The sequence below is a fragment of the Psychrobacter sp. M13 genome (assembly GCF_030718935.1).
GTDB classification, from domain to species: Bacteria; Pseudomonadota; Gammaproteobacteria; order Pseudomonadales; family Moraxellaceae; genus Psychrobacter; species Psychrobacter immobilis_G.
The window spans coordinates 2,318,916-2,344,476 of the sequence record NZ_CP132194.1 but is presented as its reverse complement, the minus strand read 5'-3'; the positions used below and the strand labels follow the sequence as shown (position 1 = coordinate 2,344,476).

Annotated in this window: 25 protein-coding genes; 11 read left to right on the top strand and 14 right to left on the bottom strand. The window is 42.5% G+C overall.

All coding sequences use genetic code 11. The features are described from left to right. Window positions 1-51: 51 nt before the first annotated feature. Together Q9G97_RS09855 and Q9G97_RS09850 are read left to right on the top strand one after the other, a co-directional pair. Window positions 52-1,350, top strand: a complete 1,299-nt coding sequence (locus Q9G97_RS09855; protein ID WP_305898668.1) for a PepSY domain-containing protein — start codon at window positions 52-54, stop codon at window positions 1,348-1,350. Between the two features lie 210 nt (window positions 1,351-1,560). Further along, the gene (locus tag Q9G97_RS09850) at window positions 1,561-2,316 is read left to right on the top strand and encodes a siderophore-interacting protein (RefSeq protein WP_305898667.1); all 756 of its coding nucleotides are present in this window, start codon (window positions 1,561-1,563) and stop codon (window positions 2,314-2,316) included. Window positions 2,317-2,323: 7 nt separating this feature from the next. Here Q9G97_RS09850 and Q9G97_RS09845 read toward each other — a convergent pair whose 3' ends face one another. From Q9G97_RS09845 to Q9G97_RS09825, 5 genes are all read right to left on the bottom strand, one after another. Further along, a complete protein-coding gene (locus Q9G97_RS09845; protein WP_305898666.1) occupies window positions 2,324-3,094 on the bottom strand; it encodes an ATP-binding cassette domain-containing protein in 771 nt (256 codons plus the stop codon). 57 nt (window positions 3,095-3,151) lie between these two features. Beyond that, a complete protein-coding gene (locus tag Q9G97_RS09840) occupies window positions 3,152-4,210 on the bottom strand; it encodes an iron chelate uptake ABC transporter family permease subunit (RefSeq protein WP_305898665.1) in 1,059 nt (352 codons plus the stop codon). A gap of 62 nt (window positions 4,211-4,272) precedes the next feature. Further along, window positions 4,273-5,388 carry an ABC transporter permease gene (locus tag Q9G97_RS09835; RefSeq protein WP_305898664.1) on the bottom strand — a complete coding sequence of 372 codons (1,116 nt, stop codon included), beginning with the start codon at window positions 5,386-5,388 and terminating at the stop codon, window positions 4,273-4,275. Between the two features lie 48 nt (window positions 5,389-5,436). After that, complete coding sequence (locus Q9G97_RS09830; RefSeq protein ID WP_305898663.1) at window positions 5,437-6,495, bottom strand: siderophore ABC transporter substrate-binding protein; 1,059 nt, start codon at window positions 6,493-6,495, stop codon at window positions 5,437-5,439. Window positions 6,496-6,757: 262 nt separating this feature from the next. After that, window positions 6,758-6,904: a hypothetical protein gene (locus Q9G97_RS09825; protein WP_305898662.1), complete on the bottom strand. Its 147-nt coding sequence runs from the start codon at window positions 6,902-6,904 to the stop codon at window positions 6,758-6,760. 1 nt (window position 6,905) lies between these two features. On the opposite strand from Q9G97_RS09825, the gene Q9G97_RS09820 reads away from it, so the two are divergent. From Q9G97_RS09820 to Q9G97_RS09810, 3 genes are all read left to right on the top strand, one after another. Further along, entirely contained in the window at window positions 6,906-7,715 is an 810-nt protein-coding gene (locus tag Q9G97_RS09820) for a TonB family protein (RefSeq protein ID WP_305898661.1), read from the top strand. 110 nt (window positions 7,716-7,825) lie between these two features. Beyond that, window positions 7,826-8,500 (top strand): MotA/TolQ/ExbB proton channel family protein, encoded by a 675-nt coding sequence (locus Q9G97_RS09815; RefSeq protein ID WP_305898660.1) that lies wholly within the window; start codon window positions 7,826-7,828, stop codon window positions 8,498-8,500. 98 nt (window positions 8,501-8,598) lie between these two features. Beyond that, complete coding sequence (locus Q9G97_RS09810; RefSeq protein WP_305898659.1) at window positions 8,599-9,000, top strand: biopolymer transporter ExbD; 402 nt, start codon at window positions 8,599-8,601, stop codon at window positions 8,998-9,000. A gap of 209 nt (window positions 9,001-9,209) precedes the next feature. Here the strand turns inward: Q9G97_RS09810 and Q9G97_RS09805 are convergent, their stop codons facing one another. Then, the gene (locus Q9G97_RS09805) at window positions 9,210-9,731 is read right to left on the bottom strand and encodes a DUF2799 domain-containing protein (RefSeq protein WP_201569802.1); all 522 of its coding nucleotides are present in this window, start codon (window positions 9,729-9,731) and stop codon (window positions 9,210-9,212) included. 287 nt (window positions 9,732-10,018) lie between these two features. Between Q9G97_RS09805 and Q9G97_RS09800 the strand changes: the two genes are divergently transcribed. Both Q9G97_RS09800 and topA read left to right on the top strand, forming a co-directional pair. After that, complete coding sequence (locus Q9G97_RS09800; RefSeq protein ID WP_305898658.1) at window positions 10,019-10,630, top strand: hypothetical protein; 612 nt, start codon at window positions 10,019-10,021, stop codon at window positions 10,628-10,630. Window positions 10,631-10,976: 346 nt separating this feature from the next. Further along, entirely contained in the window at window positions 10,977-13,727 is a 2,751-nt protein-coding gene (gene topA / locus Q9G97_RS09795; RefSeq protein WP_305898657.1) for a type I DNA topoisomerase, read from the top strand. 131 nt (window positions 13,728-13,858) lie between these two features. Here the strand turns inward: topA and Q9G97_RS09790 are convergent, their stop codons facing one another. Further along, window positions 13,859-14,416 carry a superoxide dismutase family protein gene (locus Q9G97_RS09790; protein ID WP_305898656.1) on the bottom strand — a complete coding sequence of 186 codons (558 nt, stop codon included), beginning with the start codon at window positions 14,414-14,416 and terminating at the stop codon, window positions 13,859-13,861. Window positions 14,417-14,683: 267 nt separating this feature from the next. Further along, window positions 14,684-17,257 carry an endopeptidase La gene (gene lon, locus Q9G97_RS09785; protein WP_305898655.1) on the bottom strand — a complete coding sequence of 858 codons (2,574 nt, stop codon included), beginning with the start codon at window positions 17,255-17,257 and terminating at the stop codon, window positions 14,684-14,686. Between the two features lie 306 nt (window positions 17,258-17,563). Here lon and Q9G97_RS09780 point away from each other — a divergent pair, with 306 nt between their 5' ends. Beyond that, window positions 17,564-18,925, top strand: a complete 1,362-nt coding sequence (locus tag Q9G97_RS09780) for a Na+/H+ antiporter family protein (RefSeq protein ID WP_305898654.1) — start codon at window positions 17,564-17,566, stop codon at window positions 18,923-18,925. A gap of 73 nt (window positions 18,926-18,998) precedes the next feature. On the opposite strand, the gene Q9G97_RS09775 is transcribed toward Q9G97_RS09780, so the two are convergent. From Q9G97_RS09775 to Q9G97_RS09760, 4 genes are all read right to left on the bottom strand, one after another. Beyond that, window positions 18,999-19,403: a type II toxin-antitoxin system HicB family antitoxin gene (locus Q9G97_RS09775; protein ID WP_305898653.1), complete on the bottom strand. Its 405-nt coding sequence runs from the start codon at window positions 19,401-19,403 to the stop codon at window positions 18,999-19,001. Between the two features lie 100 nt (window positions 19,404-19,503). Then, a complete protein-coding gene (locus Q9G97_RS09770) occupies window positions 19,504-19,689 on the bottom strand; it encodes a type II toxin-antitoxin system HicA family toxin (RefSeq protein ID WP_305898652.1) in 186 nt (61 codons plus the stop codon). 106 nt (window positions 19,690-19,795) lie between these two features. Beyond that, window positions 19,796-20,038, bottom strand: a complete 243-nt coding sequence (locus Q9G97_RS09765) for a hypothetical protein (protein ID WP_305898651.1) — start codon at window positions 20,036-20,038, stop codon at window positions 19,796-19,798. Beyond that, complete coding sequence (locus Q9G97_RS09760) at window positions 20,038-20,826, bottom strand: 5-formyltetrahydrofolate cyclo-ligase (protein ID WP_305898650.1); 789 nt, start codon at window positions 20,824-20,826, stop codon at window positions 20,038-20,040. Before Q9G97_RS09760 ends, Q9G97_RS09765 begins: the two co-directional genes overlap by 1 nt. Window positions 20,827-20,969: 143 nt before the next feature. Between Q9G97_RS09760 and fumC the strand changes: the two genes are divergently transcribed. From fumC to Q9G97_RS09745, 3 genes are all read left to right on the top strand, one after another. Continuing rightward, window positions 20,970-22,373, top strand: coding sequence for a class II fumarate hydratase (fumC, locus tag Q9G97_RS09755; protein ID WP_305898649.1), 1,404 nt, complete (start codon window positions 20,970-20,972; stop codon window positions 22,371-22,373). A 313-nt stretch (window positions 22,374-22,686) separates the two neighbouring features. Then, the gene (locus Q9G97_RS09750; RefSeq protein ID WP_305898648.1) at window positions 22,687-22,920 is read left to right on the top strand and encodes a hypothetical protein; all 234 of its coding nucleotides are present in this window, start codon (window positions 22,687-22,689) and stop codon (window positions 22,918-22,920) included. Beyond that, window positions 22,917-23,390 (top strand): hypothetical protein, encoded by a 474-nt coding sequence (locus Q9G97_RS09745; protein WP_305898647.1) that lies wholly within the window; start codon window positions 22,917-22,919, stop codon window positions 23,388-23,390. The genes Q9G97_RS09750 and Q9G97_RS09745 overlap by 4 nt, the downstream gene beginning before the upstream one ends. Before the next feature lie 169 nt (window positions 23,391-23,559). On the opposite strand, the gene Q9G97_RS09740 is transcribed toward Q9G97_RS09745, so the two are convergent. Further along, the gene (locus Q9G97_RS09740) at window positions 23,560-24,366 is read right to left on the bottom strand and encodes a MipA/OmpV family protein (protein ID WP_305898646.1); all 807 of its coding nucleotides are present in this window, start codon (window positions 24,364-24,366) and stop codon (window positions 23,560-23,562) included. A gap of 46 nt (window positions 24,367-24,412) precedes the next feature. After that, window positions 24,413-25,504: a rhomboid family intramembrane serine protease gene (locus tag Q9G97_RS09735; protein WP_305898645.1), complete on the bottom strand. Its 1,092-nt coding sequence runs from the start codon at window positions 25,502-25,504 to the stop codon at window positions 24,413-24,415. Window positions 25,505-25,561 lie beyond the last annotated feature (57 nt).

Sequence of the window (25,561 nt, the reverse complement as noted above, 5' to 3'; positions counted from 1 at the left end):
ATAAGAAGGGCTGGTATTTTTTCGTAAAAATTACTATAAATAGAGTCATCCATGACATTTAGTCCTCGTAAAGCCTGCCTTTTGATACATCGTTATACTGGACTTGTAATAGCAGGCTTCTTAATAATCGCGGGTATCACAGGGTCGTTATTAGCATTTTACGATGATCTCGATGAGCGATTTAATCATAAATTGGCTTATATTAAAGCTGTAGATACACCTCAATTACCCATAGCGATGCTTCACGACCGTGTCATTAGCGCTTATCCTGATTATAAGTTCTCCTCTATGCCAACCTCAATTGAGCCTGCACGCTCAGCGGTATTTGCAGTTGATAGAGCGTATGGCAAACAGGTGAGTGCTCAAGTAACAGCGCCATTTCATGAGGTCTATGTCGATCCCTACACAGGCGCTATCATCGGCACTCGTGATAGAGAACAGTGGGCATGGCGCAATACCATGTATAAGGTATTTTGGCTACACCGTGATCTATTACTTGGTGATATCGGTAAGCTAATTTTAGGTATCGTTTCATTGGTATGGACGATCAATTGTTTTATTGGCTTTTATTTAACTTTGCCAAGAAAAGTCAAAAACACTCAAGCCAAGCAAAAAAAACCTAATAAAAAACGCAGCTCATGGCTTAAGCGCTGGCGACCCGCGTGGAAAATCCGTACTAAGACCAATACCTTTAAGCTCAATTATGACCTACATCATGCTTTTGGGTTATGGCTTTGGGTCATACTGTTCATCATTGCGTGGTCGAGTGTCGGCTTTAATTTAAAAGAGGTTTATCAGCCTACGATGCGAGTAGTTGTAGGACTTGAAACAAGAGAAGGTCGGCCAAAAGCATCTACATCTGAGCCGAATAAAGAGACGCTTAACCAGAAAAATACAGCCGCAGTGGTTGATAAAGCGAACAGTATCGAATACTTAACTGCGCAGGCTAATATCGTTGCTCAACAGAAGAGTGTAAAGGTACAGCAGTTGTTAGGCATTCGCTGGGTTGAGGATGACGGCCAGTGGCAAATGCGTTTTAAAACTGACAAAGATATTGGTAAAAAGGGCGGTGCGTCTTCCATAACCGTTGATGCCGCCACTGGTAAAGTTGAAAGAGTGAATTTCGGTTATCAGAATTCATCATTTGGTAGCAAAACCGATCAGTGGCTATCGACATTACATATGGGGCACATTGGTCAAGGGGCGGGTCATCTGCTATATCAGGTGTTCTTAGTATTGGTTGGTTTGGCAGTGGCAATATTGTCAGTTACTGGCGTCTATTTGTGGTGGAGAGGACGCCAAAATGCCATACAAAATCTAAGTAAAGGTAAACCAGTTGAAAGGCACTAAAGAGCCTATGTTTTAAGCGGATTCTTTATAGCTAGGTCAGCACACCAAAGTACAGTAAGACTAGGATAAATTTTTGTAGCTTCATATCAGCGTAGGCGCAGCATGCAAGAAACCTTGTACTTATCTCCTTTATTAACACAGTGTCTGTATTTTATTTGATATCGACGATACAACAAACAAATATGCTTATATCAATATAAGGATCTAAAAATGACTAAACCTAGCCCAAGAATATTAGAAGTTGAAAATATCACTGACATTACGCCCAATATGCGCCGCATTACGCTGGGAGGAGAAGGCATAAAAGATTTTCCAGCAGAGCAAGAAAGCGCCTACATCAAACTTATATTCACGCAAGATACAGGCCAAAAACCTATCATGCGCACCTATACTATTATCCAGCAGCGTGATCATGAGATAGATGTCGATTTTGTATTACACGGTCTTAATCATCAAGGCGCTGAAGGGCCAGCATCCGAGTGGGCAAAAACGACTAAAATTGGTGACAGTATTATGATCGGTGGTCCAGGTCCCAAAAAATACATTAATTCCGAAGCAGATTGGTTTTTGTTAGCAGGTGATATGACCGCACTACCAGCCATCACGGTCAATTTGGCACAGCTGCCAGCCGATGCCGTTGGTTATGCAGTCATAGAGGTATTAAGCGCAGACGATATCCAGTCTCTGAAAAAACCAAAGAATATCGAGATTGAATGGGTCGTTAATGCGCAGGCAAGTGACTGTCATTATCCACTACTTGAGCGTGTTAAAGCGCTTAGCTGGTTAGACGGTACACCTGCAGTGTGGGCAGCGTGCGAATTTAATGGTATGCGCGCACTACGCCAATACTTTAAGCAAAAAGACGTCAGTAAAACTCATTTATATATCTCAAGCTACTGGAAATTGGATAATAGCGAAGATGAACATAAAGTCATCAAGCGTCAGGATGCAGAAGAGAGCTTATAGCTCTACATTAAACCGCATCTACAATCACTGGACGACCTTGATGATTAAGTACGGTCACATCGACGTTATAGAGATCCTTCATAGTCTGTCGGGTGATGACCTCAACAGGATGACCAATAGCTTGTACTTGACCCTCTTTCATAGTGACCACAGTATCGGCAAATTGTGCGGCTTGATTGATATCGTGCAAGACAATGACGACGGTTTTTTGTTGACTATGACTCAACTCCCGTAATTCACGCATCAAGCGCCCCGAATGATACATGTCAAGGTTATTTAACGGCTCATCTAGCAGTAAATAGGGCGTATCTTGGCAGACAATCATCGCAATAAGCACCCGTTGCCGTTGCCCACCCGATAAGGCAGATAAAAAACGATCGGCTAAAGGTCGTAGCTCAAAGCGCTCGATAATCTCATCGACTTTTTGCTGATCTTTTGCAGTAGGTTGTCCTTGATGGTATGGATAGCGCCCAAACATCAGTAGCTCATGAACGCACAATCGCCCTTGTACTTGGTTGTCTTGACTAAGCATTGCGACTGTTTTAGATAGCGTCCGTGCATCGCACTGAATGATATCCTGCTCTTCATTAGCTACAGTAAAGCTTACTTGTCCGCTTTGCAATGGTTGCAGGCGCGCCATGACTGAGAACAAAGTCGATTTTCCCGCACCATTAGGGCCGATTAAGGCGATTACTTGTGAGGAGGGCAATGATAACTCAATATCATGCAGGATTTTTTGCTTGCCAATGTAATGCGATACGCCTGTTATTTTTATCATATTTTTTACTTTTCTTTGACTCTCTATGAGCTGAATTTTGATAACTTAATATGCTTACTATCTTGAGCGACGTTGACTCATAAATATCAAGGCTAAAAAGACTAATCCGCCCGCCAGCTCAATGACTACTGATAATACGCCCGCCATACCGAGTACTTGCTCAAAAAGCGTTTGGCCAAGTACTAAACAAATCATGGCGATTAGACTGACTAATATGAGCCGTTGACTGTGATACATATTACTGGCAAGTCGATTGGTCAAGGCGCAAACTAATAAGCCAAAAAAAGTCACTGGACCGACCAGTGCGGTAGCGGTGGCGACCAATACCGCGATGACGGTTAATAGCCCAAATGCTAAGCGTTGATAATGAATACCTAAATTAACGGCCTGCGCTTTACCCAGCATCAATACATCGCATTGATAGCGCCAGCGCCAGACGAATACAGCGCTAATAGCACAAATCGCTAGACTAATACCGAGCAGCTGCGGATTCACCGTATTAAATTGGGCGTAGCTCGCTGATTGTACAACGACGAAATCATCAGGATTAATCAGCCGTGCAATTAATGCCGATAAGCTGCGAAATAACACCCCAAAAATAACCCCTACTAATATCAGCCGTGTTAAATCCTGACTGCTTTTGGAAAACAGCACTTTAAATAGCAGCAACGATGCGCCAAACATCAACACAATCTCAAGCGAAAATTTGGCAACTGGATCCAGACTGGTAAAGCTAATCGCCCCTAAAAAGAAAACCAATAAGCTTTGCAGTAGCACATAAAGCGAGTCAAAGCCCAGTAGGGACGGCGTCAAAATAGGATTATGGGTTAAGGTTTGAAAGAGTAGTGTAGAGACGCCAATGGCATAGCCGACAACCATCAAGGCCAATAGCTTTTTACCACGCAAAGGTAGCGCAAAATCCCAATAACCATGCACATTGATCGTCAAAAACAGTATTGCTGAGATAAGCAAAATAACCGTAGCAATCAAGCAGGGGTGGGCTACTAGCGTTAATCGTAAGCGTGAGAGCTTGCCAAGCCATGAATGATCATTATGACTAGTATTGGTGTTCGAGCTTTCAATATGTGAGCTTTCAACAGTAGACGGCAAAGGCATACGCTAATCTTTTAAAAGAGAATGGCAAGTAGGATAACGCTCATCTAAACAATATAGATCGCTTAGGTCTCAGCAGGCGCACGTAATAACAGCCATAAAAATATGACCGTACCGACCACGCCAAATACGGTCGCTACTGGTACCTCAAATGGATAACGAATAGAGCGCCCGATAATATCGCAAATCAATACCGCAGAAGCACCTAGCAAGGCAACGGCAGGTAAGCTGCGCCTGAGCTTATCACCCATAATACGGCTGACGATATTCGGCACGACCAAACCAATAAAGGGTATTACCCCAACCGTGACTACTACAACGGCACTCATCATGGCGACCATACCGACGCCAATCCAAGTCACTTGACGCTTACTGATACCTAAGTTCAAAGCGATATTATCTCCTAAACCTATAATAGTCAGTTTATCGGCAATAATATAAGCAATGACACACAATCCGCCTGTCAACCATAACAGCTCATAACGTCCTGCCAACACGCTAGAGAAGTCGCCAAATTGCCAAACACTGAGCATTTGCAAGGTTTCAGTTTGATAGGCAATAAAGGTCGTAATAGCATCAATAATCCCACCAAATACGATACCAATTAGCGGAATCATCAAAAAGTCAGTCGGCGGAATACGGTGAATCAGCAGCATAAATAGCATCATGCCAAATACCGCTGTGATGGTTGCTACACTCATTTTTACAATTAATGCGCTGGCAGGAAAGAATAGACTGACGACTAATAAGCCAAGCGCGGCGCTTTGAGTGGCACCAACCATCGACGGCTCGACGAAGCGGTTTTTGAGCACCACTTGAATAATCATCCCAGCAACTGCCATAGCAATACCGGTCAAAATAATGGCAATCGTCCGTGGTATGCGACTGACGAACAGCAGCGAGCTATCTGAATTTGCACTGTGAGTGATAAAGCTATGAAAAATCCCTGACCAAGAAAAGTCTGCCACACCAATCGATAGACTGAGCAATACCAAAAACCCCATGATGATAAGGCTTATAGTATTGATCAACCAAGGCGCTATCTTAATGTGGCGTGGTTCAGTGGTTAAATGCCCCATTATCTGCTGCCATCTTGATGGCGTAGAAGATATGGAGGTATCACTGTTAGCGTTATCTCTGCTAGTGTCGTGATTAGTAGCATGATTAGAAAATAAGGACATAATGGCTACTAATTTGTGGCTGGCGTAAAGGATAGCTGTTGTAAGCTATTATTTTGCGTTGCTAAATGCGGTTTTAATCGCTGTTAAATCCTGCATCCACTGATAATAACCACCGAATGCTAAGTAAGAATCTGGACTTAGATACACCACTTGATTCTTTTTCCATGCTGTTGTTTGTGCAACCAACGGATTGTCCAAGACAGCTTTTGCACCAGCGCTGTCCTCACCAATAGCCGCACTACGATCAATCACAAATAGCCAATCAGGATTGGTTTTTTGCAGATATTCAAAAGATACTGGCTGACCATGACGACCATCTTCGATTTTATTATCTACCATAGGCACGCCAAGTACGCTATGGATAAAGCCAAAACGCGACTTATCACCATAGGCTGATAATTTATTGCCATTAACCATGACGACTAAACCATTGCCCTTATTAGTAGTGACTGTTTTTGTCTCGTCAATAAGACCGTCGATATCTTGCTGTAGCTTTAACGCCTCATCACTTTTGCCAAATAGTGCGCCCAAATCATGTAGGCGCTGTTTGCTTGACTCATAGATATTGGTAGTATCAATACTCATATCCAGCGTCGGGGCGATGCTAGAGAGTGCACTGTATTTTTCTGCCATCCGCGAGCCAACTAAGATAGCTTGCGGCTGCATAGCGTTTAGGGCTTCAAGATCTGGTTCAAACACCGTGCCCACCTCTTTGGGATCGGGCTGGTTTTTTGAGTGCAAATTATCTAAATGCAGACCGCTTGGCATACCATCAACAGCCACATCAAGCGCTGCCAAATCCTGCATCAAGGTCATGTCATACACCACTAGCGGTGAGGGGTTAATTGGCAAGCTCACATCCCCTTTTACCGTATCAATATCAATAGTGGTAACAGAAACCGCATCATTGTTTGCAATATTTGAAGATACGTCAGCGCTATTATTTTCTTTTTTTGTATCGTCTTGAGTGTCGTCGGATGATGAGCAGCCTGTCACACTCACGCTAGCAAGTACTAATACGGTAAGCGTAGTCAATAAAGAGCGTCTAAACAAAGGCGCTATACAAGGGTTCGAGACAGAGCTTGATGAGAGGGTAGTATTAGACATAAGAACTCAGTAGTTAGCAGGGGTTAGATCGTCTATTAATAAGTCGACTGAACAACAGAAAAGTGGTTTTATTAATATCGATTTTGCAAATAGTGTTTGAGTAAAATCAAAGCAATCATGATAAATGAATTGAGACTCATTATCAATAATAATGATAATGATTTTTATTAACGCTAAGGCGAGTCGCTATTAGTTTATAAATTATTATTGATAATAGTTATCGTTTGCATTATTATCATCTTACTTTATTTTCGATGAATCATTAGGGTATTATGAGTTTGACAGATTTTAATACGCCGCCAGTTAAGTTGATAATGCTCGCTGTTAGCCTAGTCGTCGGACTACATGTGCTGGCAGCAGTGGCTTTGGTGGCGATAAAACCGCCTGCGCCTACCATTGAGTTGCCCATAGTGACACCACCTATCGAAATACAGCTATTACCGCCACCACCTGTCGAAATTGAAGAAGTCGTCGTTAAAGAGATAAAAGAAGAGCCAGTCAAAAAAGTTAAGATTCAACCGAAAGCTAAGCCTGTTGCTGCTGCTAAACCAAAAATAGTCGAAAAACATAAGGCTAAGCCTGTCGATAAACTTAAGCCCACTGTCAATAAGACAGTCAAGCAAGAACCTACTATCACAGAGTTATCTAGCTTGCCAACCGATACTAATCCAACCAAAGAAGACTTAGCTGAGCGAGCAAGAATACTGAATGAAGCTCGTGAATCTAAAGAGAGAGAATCTAAAGAGAGAGAATCTAAAGAGAGAGAATCTAAAGAAAGAGAAGCTAAAGAAAGAGAAGCTAAAGAAAGAGAAGCTAAAGAGAGAGAAGCTAAAGAGAGAGAAGCTAAAGAGAGAGAAGCTAAAGAGAGAGAAGCTAAAGAGAGAGAAGCTAAAGAGAGAGAAGCTAAAGAAAGAGAAGCTGCAGCGCAACCTGTTAGTTATGGCAATATAGGTAAATCAAGTTGGTCAAGAGAACCTAAATTTACTTCTATTAAAAACAAAGATTATGGTTTCCAAGGGTTTGAAGCTTCAATCAGTGTGAGTATGTCGGTTGACTCTAATGGCAATATAGGGAATATAAGAAAATCTAAGTCTTCAGGTAACAATGAATTTGACAGAGATTTTATAAGAGCATTATCAAAAGCTAAGCTTCATCCAGCTACGAGAGGTAACAATCCTACAAAAAGCACAGCCACTTTCACATTTCGTATGAACTTGTAATAACGGACATAACGAAAATTGTAAAAACAGCGCTTTATATCAATTTGAGCTCATCAATTCGAAAGCTTCATAAATCTTAAAAGTTATTTAAACGTTATAAGGAGTCCCAAATGGACTTTATGCACTACTGGCAAATTAGCGACTTAGTCACTAAGAGCTTATTTTTCTTATTACTAGGATTATCGCTCATCTCTTGGGTGACAGGTATCGTACGGGTGATTCAAAGTCGTAAGCTGGCAACTATTATAGCCGATGACTTAACCCAGCAGATTGCAGTCAAGCGTGCTGAACTTATTGATTCGGATGCTGCCACGCGTCGCTTGGTCACTGAGCAAGCACTACTTAAGCACATCAGTCGCTATCGTTATATGAGCGAGCGCGGACTGCCTATCTTAGGGACGACAGCTGCTATTGCGCCTTTTATTGGGCTATTTGGGACGGTGTGGGGTATCTTCCATGCGCTGCATAATATTGGCACTAGTGGTCAAGCGGGTTTAGGGCAAGTAGCAGGCCCTATCGGTGAAGCGCTTATCATGACAGGGCTTGGCATAGCGGTCGCCATTCCAGCCGTAGTGTTTTATAACCTTGCGGTACGCGTCAATCGCCGTGTTATGTACTTTGCCAATGATAAAGCGCATGATTTGCTCGCCGAGTCCGTTAATCTAAAAGCTATAGCGACTACACCTATACAAAACGGACATACCGATGCGCTCATAAAATCTGCGCCTACGCAAACGAGTAAAGCGGATAGTCAGTATCGTAATGTCTCAAGCTCACAGCTCTAAAGCATAGCGGTTTTGCGATTGTTAGTTTTATAGGCACGATAGCAAACTCATTGATTAAATATATAAACCAAGCGTATCAATAAAGTAGTGAGAAGGTTATGGCATTTCAGCTAGGGGATAATGACGCTCAAGGGCTAAACGAGATGAATCTCATCCCGCTTATCGACGTTATGTTGGTATTGATGATTATCTTTTTATTGACGGCAACGGTATTGAACCCAACCGTACCATTAGACTTGCCTAAGACCAGTGCCGCAGTGAATGAGCAGCCACCAGAGGCTATTCAAATTAGCATCGATAAGGACGCTGGGATATTTTGGGATAGCGAGGCTATTAGTATGGATGAGCTTCAGACGCGTTTGCAACAAGAGGCCAGTACGGGAAAAGATCCAGCAATTCAGCTACGAGCGGATAAGGACAGTAAATACGATAGTGTCGCGCAAGTATTAGCAGCGGCGAGTACCGCAGGATTGACTAAGATTGCGTTTGTGAATGACTAAAAGTTATTTGATGATTAATTAATGAACGTCTAGAGATTTACTTATAAAAGCAAACCACCGATATAAACCAGTAGCCCAATCCCTAAAAAAATAACTAAGATAATAAGAAAAATAAATAAAATAATGGCTTTTTTCTCCAACCTTGCAAAAGTAATTTTGTAAGGTTTTCTTTTATTGATAGCTGACATCATCGATTTATAAAAATGCACTTACCAGCCATGATTGTAAGGACCATAGCCAAATGGTGTATACCCATAGCGACCATAACCTAAACGGCCACCATATCCAAAAGGATAGGGCGAGCGCAGATAATCCAAATCGCGCTGACGGATATAATAATAGCGACCTTGAGAGTAGGCTTCTTCTAGTTTTTCAATACCTTCGAGTGGACAAACAGGCTGCCAGTCGTAACCTTCGCGCCCTGCTTTATAGGCGTTGAGCTCCGTACAGTAACTTTTAAGACCGACTTGACGACCTTGCTCCCACAGCATACGATTTGGGGTTGCACCGACTACGCTAGCACAGTCATTGGCGTGATTGCCAAAATAAGCGCCAGAACGTCCCTGCAAGCCATCTGCATAACCAATATCTTGCCAATTACTAACTTGACACTGCTGAGGGGTTAGGCTTTGAGTAGTAGCACAACCAGATAGCGCCAACATCGCCGTACCTATAGCTACTAAGCCAAGACTTTGCTTGTTGATAGTGGTTACGTTTAAAAAATAAGACATAATAAACCTGCGCAAGTCTAAAATTATGGTTTATCATAGCATTTTTTGGCAGAACTACTTTTGGCATCTTGTTATTATTGAGATGATTATTCTATTTAAGCAATTGATATAACAGTAGAAATACTGAGTTGATAATGTAGAGCGTTTTAGCTAGATAGTCATCATTTAAGAGTCAAAGTTTTGCTCATGCTTGATTTTTTCTGGTTTGTACTCATTAAAGACAGCGTGCGCGCAACTAAAATCGTCGTCATCTATAAACTTTAATATCGTTAACAAGGTTGGTTGTCATGGGAATGTGGATCGCTATTGCTATCGTCCTTTTTGTATTAGGGAGTATGATGGCGCTCAAACCCAGCGGTATCGATCAGCGTTTGGACAAGTTGCGCATGACAGCGCGGCGCTTGCAGCTCAATCCTAAGCTTGTGGCCTGCCCTGATTGGGTACGTGGTCGCGATAATGAATATGGGCGCGGGATGATGGGTCAATATGGGGTAGTGTTCGATAACATGCAGCTGCCACAGACCCGTTATCAAGTCATAGAAGGTGAATGGCGACCAAACACCGAAAATAATGTTACTGCTAATAGTACAGTCCTAAAAAGCCCGTTAGCTAAAAGCACTGCTATAAAGGCTAATTTCAACCTAGACAAAATACCTTTGGCATTACCTGCGACGATCGAGCCGTTTGTGAAAGCACTATCAATCAAGGCCAATAGTATTGTGATCTACTGGGACGATATCGCTTACGTGCGTCCTATCACTAACCCAAGCTATAAAGCAGCGGCGATTGAAGCTGACTTATTGGTACTAAAGACTCAGCTGGAGCAATGGGCGCTACAAGTGCAAAAGCTACCCAGCAAGGATATAAATAGTACAATTTTAGCGAATACTTCATCCTAAAAGATAAGCCAGTCAATAAAGACTTTTAGGTGCTAAATCAGTCAGCTTATTGTCTTGAGATCTGTATCAAATAAATAGCTTATCGTTGAATCAAGTTATTTACAGTTGACAGTTTAATGCCTAGCAGTGTAACGTCTTGATAAGTTTATCGCTGTTTTAGAGTTACTTGACCGTCATTTATCAAGCTTTAAGAGATAATTAAAGCGCGGTTACGGTGGTTAATACTGTTATCAACAACCACTACTATTTATAACAGACTATTTGATAACAGACTATTTTCTATAATAAAACCATTAGCTGTTAAGCTCTACCTCCTTTTACCTCCTATATTATGGTGTCGTCAAATATGGCAAAAACCACAACAAAAAAAACAGCCTCTGCTAAAAAACCTGCTGTTAAAAAAACAGTTGCTAAACAAACAGCCGTTAAGAAAGCACCTGCCAAGACCGCTGCCAAAACCACTGCCAAAAGCAATAAAAGCAGATCTTTGGTGATCGTTGAATCACCAGCAAAGGCTAAGACTATCAATAAATATTTGGGCGATGATTATATTGTACGCTCAAGTATCGGTCATATTCGCGATTTGCCGGTTGGCGCAAGCAAAGGCGCTAAAAAAGCCACCGCCAATAAAGATGAGACGCTATCAAAAGAAGAAAAAGCTCAACAAGCACTAGTACGGCGAATGGGTGTCGATCCTGAGCACGATTGGGCGGCTGTCTATGAAGTATTGCCTAATAAGACTAAGGTCATTAAAGAGCTAAAGGCATTGGCCAAAGACGCTGACAAAATCTATCTAGCAACGGATATGGATCGCGAAGGGGAAGCAATCGCTTGGCATCTAAAAGAAGTCATTGGTGGGGCGGATAGTAAATACGAGCGCGTGGTCTTTAACGAGATTACCAAAAACGCCATTCAAAATGCTTTTAAGCAACCCTCCAAGCTCGATATCGATCGCGTCAACGCCCAACAAGCCAGACGATTCTTGGATCGAGTGGTTGGTTTTATGGTATCGCCAATTCTTTGGCAAAAGGTCGCTCGTGGTCTATCCGCAGGTCGCGTACAGTCGGTTGCGATGCGGCTAGTCGTTGAGCGTGAGCATGAGATTCGTGCCTTTATACCAGAGGAATACTGGCAGATTCATGCTGATACGCACATCGATGACGGCAAAAAAACGACTAAAAAAGCGGATGATGAGACTCGTGAAGATAACATTCGTCTAGAGGCAAATAAGCAAAACGATAAGACGCTCAAACTAGTCAATAAAGAACAGACTGATAAAGTTTTAGAAGTACTCAAAGCCAATGACTTTATCGTCAAAGAGCGCGAAGAAAAACCGACTCAATCGCGTCCTAGTGCTCCCTTTATCACCTCGACATTGCAACAGGCAGCGAGTACGCGTTTAGGGTTTTCAGTCAAAAAAACCATGATCTTAGCGCAGCGTTTGTATGAAGCGGGGCATATTACTTATATGCGTACCGATTCGACCTTTTTATCAGGGGATGCCTTGGCGTCTGCCCGTGGTTTTATTGAGGATAGTTACGGCGCAAAATACGTACCAGAAAAGCCAAACTTCTATGGTAATAAGCAAGGCGCACAAGAGGCGCATGAAGCGGTTCGACCCTCTAATGTTAATATGAAATCAACTCAGCTCAAAGGCGTGGAGCGCGATGCTATCCGCCTTTATGAGCTGATATGGCGTCAGTTTGTCGCCTGTCAGATGACGCCTGCTAAATATCTCTCTGTGAATCTGCTAGTGACAGCGGGCAACGTCGAATTAAAAGCGCGCGGTCGTACCATGGTTTTTGATGGGTTTACACGGGTATTATCACCTGCTAAGACCGACGATACGCTACTGCCTGATGTCAAAAAAGGCGATAAGCTCAATCTTGACAAGCTTGATCCGAGTCAACACTTTACCAAGCCAGCAGCGCGCTTTACTGAGGCAAGCTTAGTCAAAGAGCTTGAGAAAAAAGGTATCGGTCGTCCCTCGACTTATGCTTCTATCATCTCAACGATTCAAGATCGTGGTTATGTCAAGCTTGAGAATAAGCGTTTATTCGCTGAAAAAATGGGCGATATCGTTACAGACAGACTGACGGCAAGCTTTCCTGATCTAATGGATTATACCTTTACCGCTGCGCTTGAGGACAAGCTCGATCATGTCGCTGAAGGTGACACTAATTGGAAAGACGTACTCGATAACTTCTATGGCGACTTTAAAAAGAAAGTCGAGCACGCCAAAGACGCTGATGGCATGCGCCCTAATGATCCAACCGATGTGCCTGATGTGCACTGTGATCTGTGCGCGCGTCCGATGCAATTGCGGACGGGTTCAACAGGCGTCTTCTTAGGTTGTACAGGTTATAATCTACCGCCAAAGGAGCGCTGTAAAGGCACCAAAAACCTAATGCCAGTAGAAGCTTTTGCCAATCTTGATGATAGCGATACTGATGATGAAGCCGCTGAAGTCAGAGATTTAATGGAGAAAAAACGTTGCCCAAAATGCGCAACTGCTATGAATGGCTATATCGTCGATGGTGGTCTAAAGCTACATATCTGCGGTAACAATCCAGATTGTGATGGCTATGTGCTAGAAGAAGGTAAATTTGAAGTACCAGGTTCTGACTCTCCAACCATCGACTGTAATAAGTGTGATGGACAAATGGAGCTAAAGACCGGTCGTTTCGGTCCTTATTTTGCTTGCCAGAAGTGTGATAATACTCGTAAAGTATTGAAGACAGGTGAAGCAGCACCACCGCGTATGGATCCTATTCACTTGCCTGAGCTAAAGTCACTCAAGCATGATGATTATTTTATCTTACGTGAAGGCGCGGCTGGTATGTTCCTAGCAGCATCGAAGTTTCCAAAGGTACGCGAGACTCGTCCGCCAAAGCTGGCTGAGCTGCGAGAGATCAAAGATAAAATGGAAGATAAGTTCCAGTATCTGTTTGAGGGTCCAGATGAAGATCCTGAGGGTAATCCAACTATCCTACGCTGGTCACGTAAGAAAAAAGAGCAATATATCGGCTCTGAAAAAAATGGCAAAGCGTCACGTTGGGGTGTGTACTGGCGTAAAGGCGAGTGGATCGAAGAATAGATAGCTCTGTATTTATGTTCAGTTATCTATCAACATAGTTATTTATCAGCATAATAAAAACCTCTTAGCTAGCTAAGAGGTTTTTATTTATTTGTGATTGAACTAACTTTTATTAAATCAGTTTTAGTAAATTAATTCGCTACGATGATACCACAACCGATACGGTCGCCTGCTGCTCCTGCAGGCTGGCTGACATAGTCATCAGCACCTGAATGGACGATAAAGGCCAAGCGATTAACACTGTATTTGCCTACTTTTTCGACCGATATCTGCTTATTGACGTAGTTAATAGGAGCAACACCATTTTCATCGGCAGTCACGTTTGGTAAATCACCTGCATGACCTTTTAAGTCATCTGGGTTTGAGTGTGGGTAGTTGTCAGGGTTAAAGTGGTCACCAGCGTCTTCGCCCATATTGCCACAGCTACCTGTCTCGTGAATATGTAGAGCGACAGTCTCACCAGCTTGCAAACCCATTAACTTACCATAGACTTGCACGCCATTATCAACAGGACGTAAATACACTTGCCCCATCTCTTTATCTTCACCATCAGTAGTCATAATAGCTGACTTGAGTACAGGCTGGCTCAACGGATTACCCGTATTTAGCTGGCCCTGGACGGTTTGACAACCGCTCATGGCTAAGGCTGAACCACATAGTAGGGCACTTGCTATCGTTAACTTGTTCATATTATCTCCATTAGTAATTATATTTATAAGCCATTTATAACTGACTTTAATTTTTGATTCGCCATAAGTATAACTAAGGATGAGACTTATATATTTATCAAATGCGCAACAAAGGGTTAATATATGTAAATTAATTATTACCATAGAGATAGAGTAGCTTTATAGATATATGACGGTAAGACTATGACAGAATAATATCAAAAAATCCGCCCATCAGATTGATGAGCGGATTTTTTGATGACTAAGATAGAATTATCAACAGTTCAATTAACTATGTAGCGCCTTTTTAGACGTCGTATCTACCACAGCTTTAGCAGGTTTGAGTGATGTTGGCATGCTGACTAATGCCGCTTTTAGCACCTCATCAATGGTCGCCACTGGCTGAATGGTCAGACCTGCTTTGACGTTATCAGGAATATCAGCCAAATCGCGCTCGTTAGTCGCTGGAATTAAGACATGCTTGATGCCACCGCGATGGGCAGCTAGTAGCTTCTCTTTTAGACCGCCAATACGTAGGATCTTACCGCGTAGGGTAATCTCGCCCGTCATCGCAATATCAGGACGAATAGCAATACCTGTAATTGCTGATACTAGCGCAGTGGTCAGTGCGCCACCTGCTGATGGGCCGTCTTTTGGCGTCGCACCCTCCGGCATATGCACATGGATATCAGTAGTTTTAAAGGTTTCGTAATCGATACCTAAGCTATCACCACGCGCACGAACCACGCTCATAGCGGCACGAATGGACTCTTTCATCACATCGCCAAGTGAGCCTGTAAAGGTAAGTTCACCTTTGCCTTTCATAGCGACCGCTTCAATCGTTAATAGCTCACCACCGACTTGCGTCCAAGCCAGACCAGTAACTCGACCGACTTCAGGGTCTTTTTCAGCGAGACCGAAGTCATATTGATGCACGCCTAGATAGTCATCGATATTGCTATCGTCAACGACTACTAGTTGACGCTCATCCTTTTTCGGAGCGCGTGCACCATGACTCTCAACCGAACCGCGAACCACTTTACGACAGATTTTATTGACTTCACGCTCGAGGTTACGCACGCCTGCTTCACGCGTATAGCGTTGAACGATGCTATGCAATGCCGCTTCTACAATCTCAATCTCACCTTCTTTTAGACCGTTTTGCTTAATTGCTTTCGGTACTAAGTATTTTTGCGCGATATTGACTTTTTCTGCTTCGGTATAGCCTGGCAAGCGGATAACTTCCATTCGATCAAGCAGTGCTGCTGGAATATCCATGCTGTTAGCGGTACAGATAAACATCACTTGCGATAGGTCTAAATCCATATCGAGATAATGATCGTTAAACTTATCATTCTGTGACGGATCAAGCACTTCAAGCAAGGCTGATGCTGGATCACCACGGAAGTCTTGCGCCATTTTGTCCACTTCATCGAGTAAGAATAGCGGGTTTTTGACTTCTACTTTTGCTAATGACTGCACGATTTTGCCTGGCATCGCACCGATATAAGTACGGCGATGACCGCGAATTTCCGCTTCATCACGTACGCCACCAAGCGCCATACGTACGAACTTACGACCAGTCGCTCGGGCGATAGATTCACCTAATGAGGTTTTACCAACGCCTGGAGGGCCGACTAAACATAGGATTGGGCCACGTAGCTTTTTGACGCGCGACTGTACCGCGAGATATTCTAAGATGCGATCTTTGACATCTTGTAGACCGTAATGATCTTCATCTAAGACGTTTTTAGCTTTGTCTAAATTGATAGAAACTTTAGTCGTGACATTCCATGGCGTATCTAAAATCCATTCGATATAGTTACGTACAACTGATGATTCACTTGACGCAGGTGGCATCATTTTGAGCTTTTTAAACTCTTGCTCAGCCTTTTTGCGCACATCTTCTGGCAAGTCAGCTTCATCTAAACGCTTTTCAAGCTCTCCTACATCATCGTCACCATCGAATGCGCCGTCGTTCATATCGGACAGCTCATTCTTGATCGCTTTCATCTTTTCATTTAAGAAGTACTCACGCTGATTGTCTTCCATCTGCTGACGTACCGCATCTTGAATATCTTGTTCGATATTTTGCTCAGCGCTTTGTTTGACTAAGTACTCGGTCAACGTATTGATATGGGTCTTGATATCGTCATTTTCTAAAAACGACTGTTTAATTTCTAGATCCATCGATACCCGAGTCGAGATAAAATACACCAGCTCAAGCAAATCATCGATGCGCTTAGCAACGCGCGTCAGCTCACGAGCGTTACGTAAACGGGCCTCAGCATAACTTTCAAACAGGCTGGTTAAGGCCTTAATCGTGTTTTTCTGCTGACTTTCATCCATTGGCACAGCAACATCAGCCTGCTCAAAAGTCGCCATCAAGATATCATCATGGGCTTCTATACTATCGACGCGCGCGCGGTATTGACCTTCAATCAATACTTTGATGCAATTGTCATCACTATCATGTGGCATCGTACTGACGATGCGACAAACTGTACCGTATTGATATAAGTTATCTTGATCTATATCTTCGGTTAATGAGTCTTTTTGCGCGACAACGAGCACTTTATCGCCATAGTTCGCTTGCGCCAATTCAACGGCTTTTACCGAAGGCTCGCGGCCTACAAATAAAGCAATCTGCATATGAGGGTAAACAACAACATCACGTAGAGCCAGCAAGGGTAAGTGGTTATCTACTTGGCTAGTGACAGTCTCGTCTTGCTCATGGCTTTGAGTATTGTCTTGAGCATTGGCTTCAGTGTTATCTGGAGCATCGGCTTGTGTGTCTGTTTCAGACGTCGATACATTAACATCAATGTCGATGTTGTCTTTATCAATATTATAGTCAGTCATTTATTTTATTTCCTTGTTAACCAGACTTGTTAAGTCAAGTTGGGTTCATGTTTAGATAAATGGTGACCGTGAGAAAAATTGCAAGGCTTAGATTTTGAGTACCAATAAAAAGCATGCATTAAACAATAGAGATTATAAATGGCAGAGGAGTGATAAAGGCTTGCTAATGACCAGCCTAGGTTTTGCCTGAGTTTTGCTTGGGTCTTGGATAGGCTTTGGGTAAAAAATCAGGTAAACTTGCGCCCGTTATAATTAAGCCGCCAAAAGTAGCGGTAACGATAGCGGTAATAAAGTAAGGGTGAGAGAATGATGATTAATGCTGTATTAGTAGCTGTAGTGATTATGCTCGGACTATCATTGGCTAGAGTGCATGTGGTGCTGAGCTTGCTGATTGGGGCGATGGCAGGCGGCTTGCTGGCAGGTCTTGGGGTGACTGATACCCTAAATGCCTTTCAAGAAGGTATCCGTAATGGGGCGCAAATTGCTCTGTCATACGCGCTACTTGGAGCTTTTGCGGTTGCGATTGCTCATTCAGGCTTGCCGCAATCTTTAGCAGGCGCAGTGATCAAGCGTATTGATGCAGGTGGCACTAGCGGAATGATTAAATACACGCTATTTGCAGCGCTAGTGGTGATGAGCTGCTTTAGTCAGAATTTAATCCCAATACATATCGCCTTTATTCCGCTATTAGTGCCGCCGTTATTGTTAGCCTTTAATCGGATGCAAATTGATAGACGCCTGATTGCTTGTCTGATTACCTTTGGCCTTGTCACCACTTATATGTTTATTCCTTACGGTTTTGGAGATATTTATCTCAATCAAATTATGCTAAAAAACGTCGGTGAATCAGGGATTGATATCAGTGATATTTCAGTGACCAAAGCCATGGCAATACCAGCCTTAGGTATGTTCGTTGGTTTATTAGTTGCAGTTTTTATCAGCTATCGCAAGCCACGCCAATATAAACAGCTCGCAATCGACAAAGAAGCACATGATGAGGCCGTTGATAAAGATGATTTAAGCAAAACCGCTACCAGCGCCCAAACTCAAAGCAAGCTAAAAACGCTGATAGCCCTTGCAGCGATTGTCACCGCGTTTGTAGTGCAGCTCTATACTGACTCATTATTGCTCGGCTCGATGTTTGGCTTTGGCATCTTTATGGCAACGGGCGTGGTCAAATGGCGTGAGGCTGATACCGTCTTTAATGATGGTATTAAGCTGATGGCGATGATTGGCTTTATTATGATTACCGCCCAAGGCTTTGCAGAAGTTATGAAAGCGACTGAGCAGATTCAGCCGCTCGTTGATGGCGCGACCAATTTATTTGCAGGTAATAAAGCGATTGCGGCTCTGGTGATGTTATCACTGGGTCTTATTGTGACGATGGGTATTGGCTCGTCATTCTCGACCATTCCTATTCTAGCCGCTATTTATGTACCGCTGTGTATTTCACTAGGATTCTCACCACTGGCAACGGTTGCTATTATCGGGACCGCTGGCGCATTAGGAGATGCAGGATCGCCAGCATCAGATTCGACCCTTGGCCCAACGTCTGGTCTAAACGTCGATGGGCAACATGATCATATCAAGGACAGCGTCGTGCCAACCTTTTTACACTATAATATTCCGCTACTCGCGTTTGGTTGGATTGCGGCGATGGTGTTGTAGGTTACGTTTTATAGAACGATATTCCATAAAAAAGCTACCAAATAGGTAGCTTCTTTATTTTAAATTGATAGTTTTATACTAAAGCTTTTTGTACCGCTTTTGCCAAAAACCCAGAGCGAGTCTCGTGATGCTGCTCAGCATAACTATCAACACGCTTTAATAAGTATTCAGGCCAACTGACATTAAAGCGTACTTGCTTAGTTGAAAACTTGCTTTCATCAATACTTACAATAGCCCAGGCCAAAGTATCTTGAAAATCTGCTTTCATTCTTAATGTTTCTATATCACTAGTATGAAACTCAAAACTCATACCTTTATCTACCATATATTCGATATGATCATAGATTAAGGACTGCGCTTCTTGTACGGTGTCATCGATGGTATCTCCTAAAGGGAAACAGCCGTCAACATCTGGAACAATAGCTGCATAGTTGTCCATGCCTTCGTCTTTGAATATAGCGATGGGATAATTTAACATACAACCCCCTATGAATATGAGCTTATTAATAAATTTAAATATAATAGAGAATGTTTTTATGAAGAGTAAAAAACAACCTCTATTAAAAGGTTGGAGTTGCTTAAAGTTTCAAACCAGAAATACGTCTTGCTTGAGCCAATTGATGTCGAGACACATCTTTTTCAGGGTGACTTATTGAAATAATGCTATCAACGCTTTCCTTTCTCAAAATATGATGACTTCCTTTAACTCTATCAACTATCCAACCATCCTCTTTAAGCAACTTGATTAATTCACCACTTTTCATGGATTCTCCTCAAGGATACTAATTGGACATGTGTATTATTACACACAAAAATAGTTATTACTATACTTTTGTGTGTATAAGTGTGTATTTAAAACAAGGAAGATCATTAATCTTCAAAATCCGCAATCTCACCACTCAAGCTATGCAAAAACTCATCACTCTGCGTAAGCAGTCTAGTTAAGCGCGCTTCGTTAATAATAGTCGCCAGCTCATCAGAGTCAAACGCTTGCTCTTGACTATAATAAAGATGCTCACGTTCTTGATCGTTATTTTCTAACGCTTGCAAATACTCCGTAACACCGTCCGCGCTAGACTTATTGTCATTATTCTTCTTAAAATCGTCTTTCATCAAAACCACCGTATGCCATTAGGGGTAATCAAGCCATCAAGCGGTACATCCCAAGGTTGACGCACTAACTGCTCAACCAATTGAAAATCATAGCACCAGCCAACTTTTAATGGCCTTGACGCGCCAGATCGATAGCTTTTACCAAGCGTCGTATCATAAAATCCGCCGCCCATTCCCATGCGATTACCTTGCTTATCTACTGCGGTTAACGGACAGACAATCACATCCAATTCCCGCGCCCATAATAACTGACGACTATGATTTTGTTTCATGCCTAAGCTATGAATACGGGTCGGTACGTTTATCAGTTTCGTATGATAAATTGGTACAAATCTTAGATGCTTATCGTCATTGCACTTTTTATTACGGCCAAGTGAGCCAACTACGGGCAAATAGGGCTGATAGTTTAAGCGCAAACACCAATCCAATAGTGGTTGTGTTGGCAGCTCTCCGAAGCCGTCATAATAGAGCCCAATTCGTGCATTGGTAGCCAAACGCTGTTGCAATTTGAGCAGATGCAAACTAGCATCGCGGGCAAGTCTTTGGCGCTGATTGCTAGTCAACTGTCGACGCTGACGGGTAAAGTAACGTCTTGGAGGATTGCTAACGGGTTTTATTGACTCAGCAATACTGGTATTAGAGCTATCATTATCAGTGATACTGGTTATCATATTTTCAGTAACATTTATAGCACTACTGATTTTTTGCGCGGGCTGCTTACTTGCTAAGTCCTGCCTTGCATGCGTTACAGCTGTTTTGACTGCTGCTGATATTTGATTGTTGGACATCTGTAGTCCTTATGGCAAATGAGAAATTTATCATAACTCATGCTATCATAATGACGCATTACCTCCTATTTTCCTTATGTGCAGCGTCTGTTGCACTTTTTACGGATACCGCATCCGTTAACGAACCAGCAAAGAGGGTAGTTATGTCGACACAGAATCAGGCAACTCGTACTGAAAAAGATACTATGGGCAACGTAGAAGTGCCCGCTGATGCTTATTGGGGCGCGCAAACACAGCGCAGTCGTGAGAACTTCAAGATTGGCGGCGAGACCTTACCACGCCCAATGATTGAGGCGATGGCGCTAGTCAAAAAAGCCGCTGCTATCACTAATGCTAGCCTTGAGCGTATCGATGGCGATAAGCGCGATTTAATCGTGCAAGCGGCTGACGAAGTGATTAACGGCGGTCTTACGGATCAATTTCCGTTAGTCGTTTGGCAAACAGGTTCTGGCACCCAGTCGAACATGAACATGAACGAAGTACTAGCCAATCGTGCTAACGAGATTGCAGGTAATGAGCGCGGTAGTTATACGCCGATTCATCCTAATGATCATGTCAACCATGCGCAGTCGACCAATGACAGCTTCCCAACCGCTATTCGCGTTGCCGCTGCCCGTCAGATCAATAGCTTATTGATTCCAGCTATCAAAGCTCTGCGCGATACTTTGGACGCCAAAGCTAAAGAGTTTGATAGTATTGTGAAGATTGGTCGTACGCATTTACAAGATGCTACGCCACTAACATTAGGCCAAGAGTTCAGTGGTTATGTCAGCCAATTGGATCATTCATTAGTGCGTATCGATCAAGCATTGGAAGGCTTATATGAGTTGCCACTAGGCGGTACAGCGGTTGGTACTGGTCTAAACGCCCATCCTGATTATGCAGTAACTGCTGCTGAGCAATTAGCGACTTTGACTGGCTTGCCATTCGTAACCTCACCGAACAAATTTGAAGCACTAGCGGCTCGTGATGCAGAAGTATTCGCGTCAGGCGCACTAAAAACGCTAGCAGCCAGCTTAAACAAAATCGCTAACGATGTACGTTGGTTGGCATCAGGCCCTCGTTGTGGTCTAGGCGAATTGACGATTCCTGAGAACGAGCCAGGCTCTTCTATCATGCCGGGTAAAGTAAACCCAACTCAGTCAGAAGCATTGACGATGGTTGTGGCGCAAGTCATGGGTAATGATGTCACTATTAGTATGGCAGGTGCGTCAGGTAATTTTGAGCTAAATGTCTATAAGCCAGTTATTGCCTTCAACTTATTACAATCTATCAAGCTATTGGGTGATTCGTGCAACAGCTTTAATGAAAACTGTGCTGTTGGTATCGAGCCAGTAAAAGACAAAATCGATGACTTCTTGCACAACTCATTGATGCTAGTGACTGCATTGAACCGTCATGTTGGTTATGAAAATGCGGCAAAGATTGCCAAGACGGCTTATAAAGAAAATAAAACTTTGAAGCAAGTCGCGGTTGAGCTAGAGCTGTTAACTGAAGCGCAGTTCGATGAGTGGGTGACACCAGCAGATATGGTGCATCCTTCTTAATTTAGCGTCTGTTTTTGATTTAATAAAAAGACCTTGTTATGTTATATGGCAAGGTCTTTTTTTATGTACGAGCGGCAACATCTCGTTTTTGCTTATATTTATCGTAGTTCAGGCTTTAATATTTTTCAAAGCTTAAAAATGCTGAATTTGTAGGTTGGGCAGAGCTTGTGATCCTAACTATTTAAGGTAGAAATTTATGACGAGGTGTTGGGCCTTTTTCCTCGACACCTACCTACGAACTAATTTTTTTAAAATAAAATATAAATGCTAATATTATAAAACCGTAATCATTTACATTAAATAAGGGTACAACGTGATTAAGACTGAACATATAGACATTCAATGCCCTCAATGTGGGCATAATGAATTTAAGCTTCCAGAGAATTTAAAAGATAGTGATTTCGTTAAATGTAATAACTGTCACTTTGAAGTCATGTTAGCTGATTTGAAAGAAGTAGGTTTTGAGCAAGCGAAAGAAGTAGCTATGCCTGAGATGAAAATAGAAGCTGAAAAAATATTCAAAAACTTATTTAAAGGCTTAAAATGAGCAAGTTTGAAGTACTAAGCATTATTATTTCTATACTAGCAGTAGGAATCTCGACTATTTCCTTAGTTCGTACAAGAAAGTTAGCAAAGGAACAGTTAGAGCTTGAAAGGATCACAGCTGAGCTATCGAGGCTTCAAATAGAAAGTATAGCTGAGGAAAAAACAAATAAGACTAAGCCTAAGTTTAATGTGAGCCTTACGAAAATGGGTAAGTCTTATAATTTTTATATATCTAATACAGGACAGGGTAGTGCATACAATGTTAATTTTGAGTTGATTGATTGCGAAGATAGTCCTTTATTCAATTCTGAATTAATAGATATGTTCCCTTATCAAGAAATGAGACCAGGTTCAAGAATTAAGCTTTTAGCATCCCTACATTTCAATAGCCCTAGCAAGTATCAATCTAAGTTGAGTTGGGAGGATGAAAATGGTAATAAAAACGAAGAGATATTTTGGACTTCTTTGTAGAACATATAAATAAGATAACGTAGGGTGCTTTTTAAGTACCATTTTTTAAAATACTTTTTAGCATTGCTCTAGAAAGCACCATGCAATCCGCCAAACTACGCACAGCAAAAAGCTGGGCTAAAAGCCCAGCCTACGCTAAATATCAAAACCTATCTTTTAAAGGCAAACCCTAGAACTTATAAAGCAAACCAAGCGTAGACGTTGCCTCAACACGCGAGTTAACCATCGGGCTATCATATTGCTCATTCGCTAGATAGCTGACGCTTTGATTGGCAAATCCTGCCCATTTATCACTAAAGTCATAATTAGCACTGACATTGACATAAGGGTTCAAGCTACTATTAGACTCATAAGCGGCAATACCAGTACGGGCTGACTCCTCAGGAGTGACGCCATAATAGTATTCATTATAGTCAGCGTCCTGATACTCAAAGCCTATGCTTGGATAAACGGTTAGCTTATTCTTGGTAATGCGTGCCAGATAGGTTAAGCGGGCAGTATTACCACCACTACGATCTAAGACATCAGTGGCTACTTGCAAGCGAAATCCGCCGACAGGGGTGCGGCGCTGATAGCTCAAGCCTGCCGCAGCTGATATTTTACGCTCATCCAAACCTTGTAATGCACCATTGGCATCCTCAGGATCGAACGAATTACCAGCGAGTTGCACCGTTGCGGCCAACTGGTTAGTGCCGTCATTGATCAGATAAGCACCCGCAGTCGCACCACGTGCATATACTTTATTATTATCATAAAACACCCCTGGCAAGACACGAATCTCGTTCTCATCAGTATCATAAGCAGTATTAGCGTACAGCACGTTAACACCGACGCTAAGCTCGGCATCTTGATCGCGCGGCAAGTTTTTAAATAGGGCTGCGTTTGCTATGCCAGCAGTGCCTAGTAGAGTAACAGCGGTCAGCGTGGTGATCACAGTGCGAGTATTGATAGCGGATGACACAGATGATTTAAACATAGTCGGGTCTCGTAAGCAGGTAAGTAAAGTTAGGCAAAGCAATAGGTTATTGAGCGGCCAGTACTTGTAATATTTGATTGTGAATAGTTAGCCACCAGCCAGTAAAGCCGATAGCGACTATTAATATAACTAGCCAAGGCAGTAGTTGCCAAACGACAGTAGGTTTAGGTGTGGCTATATCTTTATTAATAATAATATTCTGAGTGTGTTTGATCGGCTCGCTAGAAGTATTATCAAGAGTATCAAAGTCAGTAACAGTCGCATATCTATTATCGAACTGAGATTTTATAGCCGTACTATCATAATTTTCAGAACTATAACCGTCATAGCTCTCATACGAGTTTACAGGGTTATGCGTGTCAGTATCGGTATAATTAATGTTTTCATAAGGATTGCTTTCATCAAAATTACTTTCATCAAGATTATGGGCACTGTCAAAGTTGGGTTTGGCTTGATAGTCAACATACTCAGTATGATAAGGCGCGCTAGAGGGCGTAGAGCTACGCATAGCCATTAAGCGCTGACGATAAGCTAGCGCAAAACCTGAGGCAATGAGCAAGCCAGTGATAGCCCCGCCGATATGTCCGGCGTTATCGATACCGGGCACGGCAAAGCCATAAACTAAGTTAATCCCCATAATAAATATGAGGCTTTTTAGATTGAGCACCATACCATTGACAGAGATTTTGAATAGTGCTGCGATGAGTAACGCAGCCCCAATGCCCATAATACCGCCAGACGCGCCAGCCGATAATCCTGGCTGTCCTGTGCCATCTAATATACCCAGCCACGTCATCTGATTATTCAGTAAATTACCACCGATGACCGCTAGTAAGAATAGCGCCAAAAATTTAACCGACCCAAACATCGGCTCGGCAACTTGTCCAAAAAAGTACATGGCAAAACCATTAAACAATAAATGCATCAAACCAATATGCAAAAAGCCACTACTGATCAAGCGCCAAGGCTCATTAACCATCGTTAAAGGCAGTGCGTTTGCGCCCCAATGTAGCAGCTGCTCAGTAGTAGGATTGTTAGCATCGACACCTGTCAATACTTGCATAATATACAGACCAATAAAGCTGGCTAGCAATAGCGTTGAAACAGGCGCGGTCTTGAATAATTGGCTAATGGTCATAAGGCAGCTAAGTTATAAAACATGAAGTAGAGTATAAAGGGTATCTCTTATTTTAAA